We start from the raw sequence: 6,411 nt of genomic DNA on the forward strand, positions 1-6,411 counted from the left end.
CTTGTTATCCCTTCTTCGCTCCTCCACCCACTCCAGTATTCTGGAGATATGGTAAAAGAACCGCCAGTGCAGCAGCAGGTGCACGCCCAGCAGCAGCGCGAATGCAAAACTCGCGATATCATGGTACAGCACCCAGTCGTGCCGCGTGATCCCCATCCAGGTGACCCAGCTTCCGCCCCGCCCGGTTCCGGAGGGCAGGTACAAGTACAAGACAAGGCCGGTGATGAGCGAGGGGATGAACGAGATGAGGCAGCCGATGTCAACCAGGGCATTGATAGTAACGCGTTTCATGGGAAGTCCTCAGGATTTCCTCACGATGTGATGGATGATAAATGTACCGTGCTGGGATCTGTCGGTTCACGTCCCGACTCCGGGAATTCGTGGTCCGTTGTCGCTATCTTTTACAGCCCTGGGACAAAACACGCCTTAACTCGAAATGCCAAAGAGGAACAAACGGGAAAAAAATCCCAGGATTATCAGAGAAAAAAATTCGGGGATAGTATCCTCAGCACCGCATCATGCGGACACCACCTGTTCCTTTCGCAGGCTCAGACCGTACAGGCTCTGGCGGGCGTCAACGAAATAGTGGCGTTCGACAAGGATGTTCTCATCCTTGAGCCGGTTCAGGGCATAGCGGACTGTACGCGAGGGAAGACCGGCCAGTTATTTCCTTTTAAAATCGTTACCATCAGAAACGTAGGGGAACAACCATCGGTCACTTCTTCACGGGCTTCCCCGCCCCGTGCCCATGCTCGCCGGGAACCCAGCGCCCGCCATCCTTCGTGAGTTCCTTCTTCCAGATCGGGACGCTCTTCTTGATCTCCTCGATGATGAACCGGGAACCGGCATAGGCCTCCGGGCGGTGGCCGGCACTCACGACAATAATAAGGATGTTTTCCCCGACAGCGAGCCGGCCGATACGGTGGATGATATCCACGTGCAGGAGGTTGTGCAGCCGGGTAGCCTCCGCCGCAATCTTCTCCATCTCGGCAACCGCAACGTCCTCGTAGGCCTCGAGCTCCATCTCGGTGATGTCGTCGTCCCGCACGATCCCGTCGAAGACAACGACCGCTCCGGTCCCGTGCTTCTTGGCTGCGGTGATGAGGGCACCGATGTCAACGTCCTCTTTCTGGACTTTGATCGTCATCGTCCCTTATCCTCCGGCAACCGGGGGGAAGACCGCGATCTCGTCGCCATCGGCAACTGCCGTCTTCCCGGCATCGGAGGTCTCCACGCGTTTCCCGTTCCGCATCAGGATCACGAACTCGCGGAACGATCCCTGCTCATCGAAGATCGCGTCGCGGCCTTCCTTGTTCTTCTGTGCAATACCCAAGACCAGCGCAGAAAGCGTTGTCCCGGCTTGTGGCTCGGTAATAATATCCGTTCCGAGAAGTTCACGGAACCGTGCAAAAAAACGTACTTTGACACTCATTTCTTCTTCCCCGGTTTCGTATGCGCAGCAGCCGGATCCCCGCAGGCCGGGCAGGACGGGTTCCGGCAGACCGCGATCTCCTCGGACGTCGATGTGAGGCCGTCCCAGATAAAGAGCCGGCCATCGAGCAGGCTGCCCTGTCCGGTAAGATACTTGATCACTTCGGTTGCCTGAACGGTGCCGATGACCCCGGGGGTTGCCCCCACAACGGGGAAGACCTCCTTTGGCGGGGCCTTCGGGAAGATACATTCGAGGCACGGCGTCTTGCCCGGCAGGATCGTGGTTGCCTGCCCGTAGAACCCGCGAATGGCCCCGTGGAAGAACGGGATCTTCTTCTCAAGCGCCACGCGGTTCAATTGGTAGCGGACTGGGTAATTGTCCATGGCGTCGACGATCCCGTCAGCCCTCCCCACGAGTTTACTGACATTATCCGCGCTGATGGTGGCGTCGATCGCGTTGATCGTGATATCCGGGTTGATTGCCTGCAGTTTCTCAAGGGCTGAAACGGTCTTCTTCTTCGCCACGTCGCGGTCGTAGTGAAGGATCTGCCGGTTCAGGTTGCTCTGGTCGACAACGTCCATGTCAACGATCGTGATCGTCCCGACCCCAGCAACGGCAAGATAGAGGGAGATCGGAGACCCAAGACCTCCGGCACCGGCAATGAAGATATGCGACTTCTTCAGTCGCTCCTGCCCCTCCTCGCCGAAGAGGAGGATCTGCCGTTTGTACCGTTCGAGCTCGCGTTCCGATAACATGGTTCACCGTATCGCCGGCAGTTCACGCTGCCGATCCCCGACTCATTGTATTGTTGATCTCCTGTTGGACGGGGCGATTATTTATGCAGTTTCGTTCCGGCAAGGTTTACCGATACCCGTCAGCGTTAATGGTCGCAGGTCGCGCCTTCGTGTTCGTGGGAGTGCGGGTTCTTTTCCACCCACGGTTCGAGGCCCTGCTTCTTCCGGTAATCGTTGATCGCCTTGTGGATCCCTTCCTCGGCGAGGACCGAGCAGTGCATCTTGACCGGGGGAAGGCCTTCGAGCGCCTCGGCAACCGCCTTGTTGGAGACCTCCCAAGCCTCTTCGAGGGTCTTTCCCTTCACGAGCTCGGTTGCCATGCTGCTCGATGCAATGGCGGCACCGCAGCCGAAGGTCTTGAACTTGGCATCGGTGATGATGTTGTTCTCGATCGTCAGGTAGATGTTCATGATGTCGCCGCAGACCGGGTTCCCGACCTCGCCGACACCGCTTGCGTTCTCGATCTCGCCCACATTCCGCGGGTTCTTGAAATGGTCCATGACCTTGTCACTGTACATTGCATCCTCCCTTTTTACCCTTGTATAAGGGCGACATCTCCCGAAGGCGGGACACGACTTTTGGCAGCACGTCTAAGACGAGATCCACATCCGCGTCCGTGTTCACATTGCCCAGCGTGAGCCGGAGCGATCCGTGCGAGATCTCAACGGGGAGCCCCGTGGCGAGCAACACGTGCGAGGGTTCGAGCGATCCCGAAGTACAGGCGCTGCCGGTCGAGGCGCAGATCCCCTCGTCGTCAAGCCAGAGGAGCATGGACTCTCCCTCGATGAACTCGAAACTGATGTTGATGTTGCCGGGCAACCGCTTTTCCGGGTGGCCGTTGAGGTGGGTATCGGGGATCTTTGCCTGGATCCCTGCAAGGAGCCGGTCGCGGAGGGCACGGATACGTTTGTTATGCCCTTCGATATCGGCAGTCGCGAGCTCGATAGCTTTTCCGCAACCGACAATGCCCGCAATATTCTCGGTGCCTGCCCGGCGCCTCCGCTCCTGGCCGCCGCCGTGGATCAGGTTGTCGATCTTCGTGCCCTTCCGGATGTAGAGCACCCCGACGCCCTTCGGGCCGTAGAACTTGTGGGCAGAGAGGGAGAGCAGGTCGATATTCTGGGTGTTCACATCGATTTTGACATTGCCAATCGCCTGAACGGCATCGGTATGGAACGGGACCTTGTGCTTCCGGGCGATCGCCCCGAGCTCGGCAATGGGCTCGATCGTGCCGATCTCGTTGTTGGCATACATGATCGAGATGAGGATGGTCTTGTCGGTGATCGCCCGTTCGAGCTCGGCCGGGTCAACAAGGCCGTACTTGTCCACCGGGAGGTAGGTTACCGCAAAGCCGTTCTTCTCCAGGAACTGGCAGGTGTGAAGGACGGCGTGGTGCTCGATCTTCGTGGTGATGATATGGTTGCCCTTCTTCACGTTCGCCGAGGCAATCCCCTTGATCGCCCAGTTGTCCGATTCGCTGCCACCGGACGTGAAGTAGATCTCCTCCGGTCCGGCCCCGAGGGCCTTTGCAACCTGTGCCCGTGCAGTATCGATGGCTTTCCGGGAGACCCCGGCAATATGGTAGATCGATGACGGGTTGCCGAAATGATCGGTGAAGTACGGGACCATAGCATCCAGTACTTCCTTCCGGACATACGTGGTTGCGGAATGGTCCAGGTAAACGGTGCGTTTCTCTCCCATGATCCTCACTGGATACCAGAATATCTGTACTGGTCGTCTGATTACTCTTTCCCTGGTGCCGGGGAAGGTCAGCCCGGCACAGGACTACGATGGCCGGTTGGACCGCCCGGAGGCAAGGTATTTCTGCTGTCACAACTAATTCACAATTGTGAATGCAATCTATTATGTCGTGAATCTGACAAAATAAAGGTTGTGTTGTGATGGAAGCTCCCTGTCAGAAAATCGTATGGGATGTCCTGCCGGCCATCAGGGCTGCGATCGCGGTGGAACTGGTCCGGTGTGGCGTCTCCCAGGTGGAAGCCGCAAGGATGCTCGAGATAGCACCCTCCGCAGTATCGCAGTACCTGTCGGGAAAACGCGGGGACCGGATCGAATTCGAGGACGAAGTGAAGCACTCCATCGAGCAGCTGGCAAAGGATCTCCAGGATGGAAGGGACCTCAACCTTGTCCAGCGCACCTGCGACATCTGCCGCCAGCTCCGGGAAGGTGACGAAAACCAGTGCGGCGGCACCCCCGCATCCGGCAGCCGGTGCGGGTCGTAAGACCATCATCTCCTTCAATCCCCCTTTTTCATCCGTGATATGGCCATGAGCATCCCAGAAAAGAAACAGGCGCTTAATGAAAACATACAGAAGCGCGGGTCCCTGCTCATTGCCTTCTCCGGAGGCACCGACAGCACGCTCCTTGCAGCGCTTGCCCGCGAGGCTCTGGGAGAGAAGAGCCACTGCGTCCTCCTCGACAGTCCCGTTGTCCCCCGGGCGGAGGTTGATGATGCGAAAAAGATCGCCGCTGATCTCGGGCTTACACTCGACATCATCGCCGTACCTCACCTGGAGGACGAACTCTTCAGCAGCAACCCGGAGGACCGGTGTTATCACTGCAAGAAGATCTCGGCCACGTTCCTGAAGAGACGGGCCTCGGAACTCGGGCTGGCCTGCATTGCCGACGGGATGAACATCTCCGATACCCGCGAGCACCGCCCGGGGCTCCGTGCGTCCACGGAAGAGGGGATTGTCCACCCGTTCATCGAATGCGGGTGCACAAAGCAGGACATCCGCGACATTGCCCGGGAGATGGGGCTTCCCGTCTGGCAGAAACCATCGGCAGCCTGCCTCTCCTCCCGCATCCCGTACGGCGACCGTATCACTCCTGAGGGACTCCATATGATTGAAGAGGCCGAGGCATTCCTGAAACAAAGCGGGTTCAACCAGCTCCGCGTCCGCCTGCACGGGAATAGTGCACGGATAGAAGTACATAAAGAGGAGATGGGCCGAATACTGGAGCAGAAAGACCAGATTGCCGCACGCCTCCGGTCCCTTGGGTTTTCCTATATCACCCTCGACCTTGAAGGGTACCGGAGCGGCAGTATGGACGAAGTGCTGAAATGAAACAGGATTCCCCTTCGAAAAAAACGGGAGAGGACGCGGGCGACACTATGTACAGGAGACTCCCCTGTATCAGGGTGGACGGCGACAACGCGGGAAAGGACCTCCACGAGGTCATCGAAGAGGTCCCGCTCGCCCTGTTCGTGAACGGGCGGCACGCCATGACGGCGATGATGAGCCCGGTCCAGCTCGAGGACTTCGTGACCGGGTATCTCTACACCGAGCAGATCATCAAAAATATCGACGAGATCGAGTCCATCAAGATTGAGAAGAACCGGATGAGCGTTATCACGAAGAACCTCTTCAAGGTGCTGGGCCCGAAAAAGACGATCCTCTCCGGCTGTGGAGGGAGCACATCGTATATAGACACCGAGAAACTCCCGAAAGTCCATTCCGACTATTCTATCAGCACGGCAGATATCTGGACCTCCGTAAAAGCTGTCCTGAACTCCGAGCTCCACATGACCACGGGAGGGATCCATATCGTTGCCCTGCTGGACAGGCAGAAGGTCATCGCGGTATCTGAGGATATCGGGCGACACAATGCTCTTGACCGCGTCATCGGTTACGGGCTCCGGAACAAGATCGACCTCTCGAAGACATGGGTGGTTGTCTCGGGGAGGATCTCCTCCGAGATGGTCAGGAAATGCCTGATCGCAAACATCCCCATCATTGTCTCCCGGGGGGCCACCACAACGCTTGCAGTGAACACCGCGGAGAAGACAGGGCTCACTGTGGTCGGGTTTGCCCGGAGCAGCAAGATGGTGGTCTATACCAACACGGAGCGGATTGTCGGGGCGGCACCCTCATCCCCGTGATCCGGTATTGAGGCTCTTTTTCAGCTTGCAGAGCTGGCAAACCTCGCCGCTGCACGGGTCGCCGCATTCCTTACAGTGCCGGACCGGCTCCGTTTCCAGCGTCCCTGAGCACCGTGCCGCAATCTTCTCTCTGCTCTTCATGAGGTTGAGCATCGTGCCCGGGTGCTTTGACTCAAGCGTGGCAATGCTCCTCCGTACTCCACCTCGGCGGGGATGGACCGCGGCCGGGCTCCCCGGGGGACCCTCCCGCGCACCCTTCAGCCTTGCGGCAACCTCAGTAT

The 6,411-nt window shown here is 58.3% G+C and carries 9 protein-coding genes and 1 pseudogene; 3 read left to right on the forward strand and 7 right to left on the reverse strand.

From position 1 onward, the window contains the following. The 6 genes from CW742_RS05210 to nifS all read right to left on the reverse strand — a co-directional run. A partial coding sequence (locus CW742_RS05210; protein ID WP_292417448.1) for a DUF4405 domain-containing protein occupies positions 1 to 291 on the reverse strand: 291 nt, incomplete at its 3' end. 424 nt (positions 292 to 715) lie between these two features. After that, complete coding sequence (locus CW742_RS05215; RefSeq protein ID WP_292417451.1) at positions 716 to 1,147, reverse strand: molybdenum cofactor biosynthesis protein MoaE; 432 nt, start codon at positions 1,145 to 1,147, stop codon at positions 716 to 718. A 6-nt stretch (positions 1,148 to 1,153) separates the two neighbouring features. Continuing rightward, positions 1,154 to 1,432, reverse strand: coding sequence for a ubiquitin-like small modifier protein 1 (locus CW742_RS05220; RefSeq protein ID WP_292417453.1), 279 nt, complete (start codon positions 1,430 to 1,432; stop codon positions 1,154 to 1,156). Next, positions 1,429 to 2,187, reverse strand: coding sequence for a HesA/MoeB/ThiF family protein (locus tag CW742_RS05225; protein ID WP_292417457.1), 759 nt, complete (start codon positions 2,185 to 2,187; stop codon positions 1,429 to 1,431). The genes CW742_RS05220 and CW742_RS05225 overlap by 4 nt, the downstream gene beginning before the upstream one ends. Before the next feature lie 125 nt (positions 2,188 to 2,312). Next, positions 2,313 to 2,744 carry a Fe-S cluster assembly scaffold protein NifU gene (gene nifU / locus CW742_RS05230; protein ID WP_292417459.1) on the reverse strand — a complete coding sequence of 144 codons (432 nt, stop codon included), beginning with the start codon at positions 2,742 to 2,744 and terminating at the stop codon, positions 2,313 to 2,315. After that, the gene (nifS, locus tag CW742_RS05235; RefSeq protein ID WP_292417462.1) at positions 2,734 to 3,927 is read right to left on the reverse strand and encodes a cysteine desulfurase NifS; all 1,194 of its coding nucleotides are present in this window, start codon (positions 3,925 to 3,927) and stop codon (positions 2,734 to 2,736) included. The genes nifU and nifS overlap by 11 nt, the downstream gene beginning before the upstream one ends. A gap of 200 nt (positions 3,928 to 4,127) precedes the next feature. Here nifS and CW742_RS05240 point away from each other — a divergent pair, with 200 nt between their 5' ends. Genes CW742_RS05240 through fdhD form a run of 3 tightly spaced genes read left to right on the forward strand, consistent with a single transcriptional unit; the run spans position 4,128 to position 6,130 of the window. Beyond that, entirely contained in the window at positions 4,128 to 4,469 is a 342-nt protein-coding gene (locus tag CW742_RS05240; protein WP_292417465.1) for a transcriptional regulator, read from the forward strand. A gap of 45 nt (positions 4,470 to 4,514) precedes the next feature. Next, positions 4,515 to 5,315 carry an ATP-dependent sacrificial sulfur transferase LarE gene (gene larE / locus CW742_RS05245; RefSeq protein WP_292417468.1) on the forward strand — a complete coding sequence of 267 codons (801 nt, stop codon included), beginning with the start codon at positions 4,515 to 4,517 and terminating at the stop codon, positions 5,313 to 5,315. Positions 5,316 to 5,362: 47 nt separating this feature from the next. Beyond that, a complete protein-coding gene (gene fdhD, locus CW742_RS05250; protein WP_292417471.1) occupies positions 5,363 to 6,130 on the forward strand; it encodes a formate dehydrogenase accessory sulfurtransferase FdhD in 768 nt (255 codons plus the stop codon). On the opposite strand, the pseudogene CW742_RS05255 reads toward fdhD, so the two are convergent. After that, positions 6,119 to 6,411, reverse strand: a pseudogene (locus tag CW742_RS05255) (hypothetical protein); the annotation flags it as partial. The gene fdhD and the pseudogene CW742_RS05255 sit on opposite strands and share 12 nt — an antisense overlap.

Origin of the sequence: Methanoregula sp., from assembly GCF_002835825.1 — an archaeon.
In the GTDB taxonomy this organism is placed as follows: domain Archaea; phylum Halobacteriota; class Methanomicrobia; order Methanomicrobiales; family Methanospirillaceae; genus Methanoregula.

What these genes read in the sequence shown, in the direction of transcription:
- CW742_RS05215 (WP_292417451.1), bottom strand. Translation starts at nt 1,147, where the DNA reads ATGACGATCAAAGTCCAGAAAGAGGACGTTGACATCGGTGCCCTCATC.
- CW742_RS05220 (WP_292417453.1), bottom strand. Translation starts at nt 1,432, where the DNA reads ATGAGTGTCAAAGTACGTTTTTTTGCACGGTTCCGTGAACTTCTCGGA.
- CW742_RS05225 (WP_292417457.1), bottom strand. Translation starts at nt 2,187, where the DNA reads ATGTTATCGGAACGCGAGCTCGAACGGTACAAACGGCAGATCCTCCTC.
- nifU (WP_292417459.1), bottom strand. Translation starts at nt 2,744, where the DNA reads ATGTACAGTGACAAGGTCATGGACCATTTCAAGAACCCGCGGAATGTG.
- nifS (WP_292417462.1), bottom strand. Translation starts at nt 3,927, where the DNA reads ATGGGAGAGAAACGCACCGTTTACCTGGACCATTCCGCAACCACGTAT.
- CW742_RS05240 (WP_292417465.1), top strand. Translation starts at nt 4,128, where the DNA reads ATGGAAGCTCCCTGTCAGAAAATCGTATGGGATGTCCTGCCGGCCATC.
- larE (WP_292417468.1), top strand. Translation starts at nt 4,515, where the DNA reads ATGAGCATCCCAGAAAAGAAACAGGCGCTTAATGAAAACATACAGAAG.
- fdhD (WP_292417471.1), top strand. Translation starts at nt 5,363, where the DNA reads ATGTACAGGAGACTCCCCTGTATCAGGGTGGACGGCGACAACGCGGGA.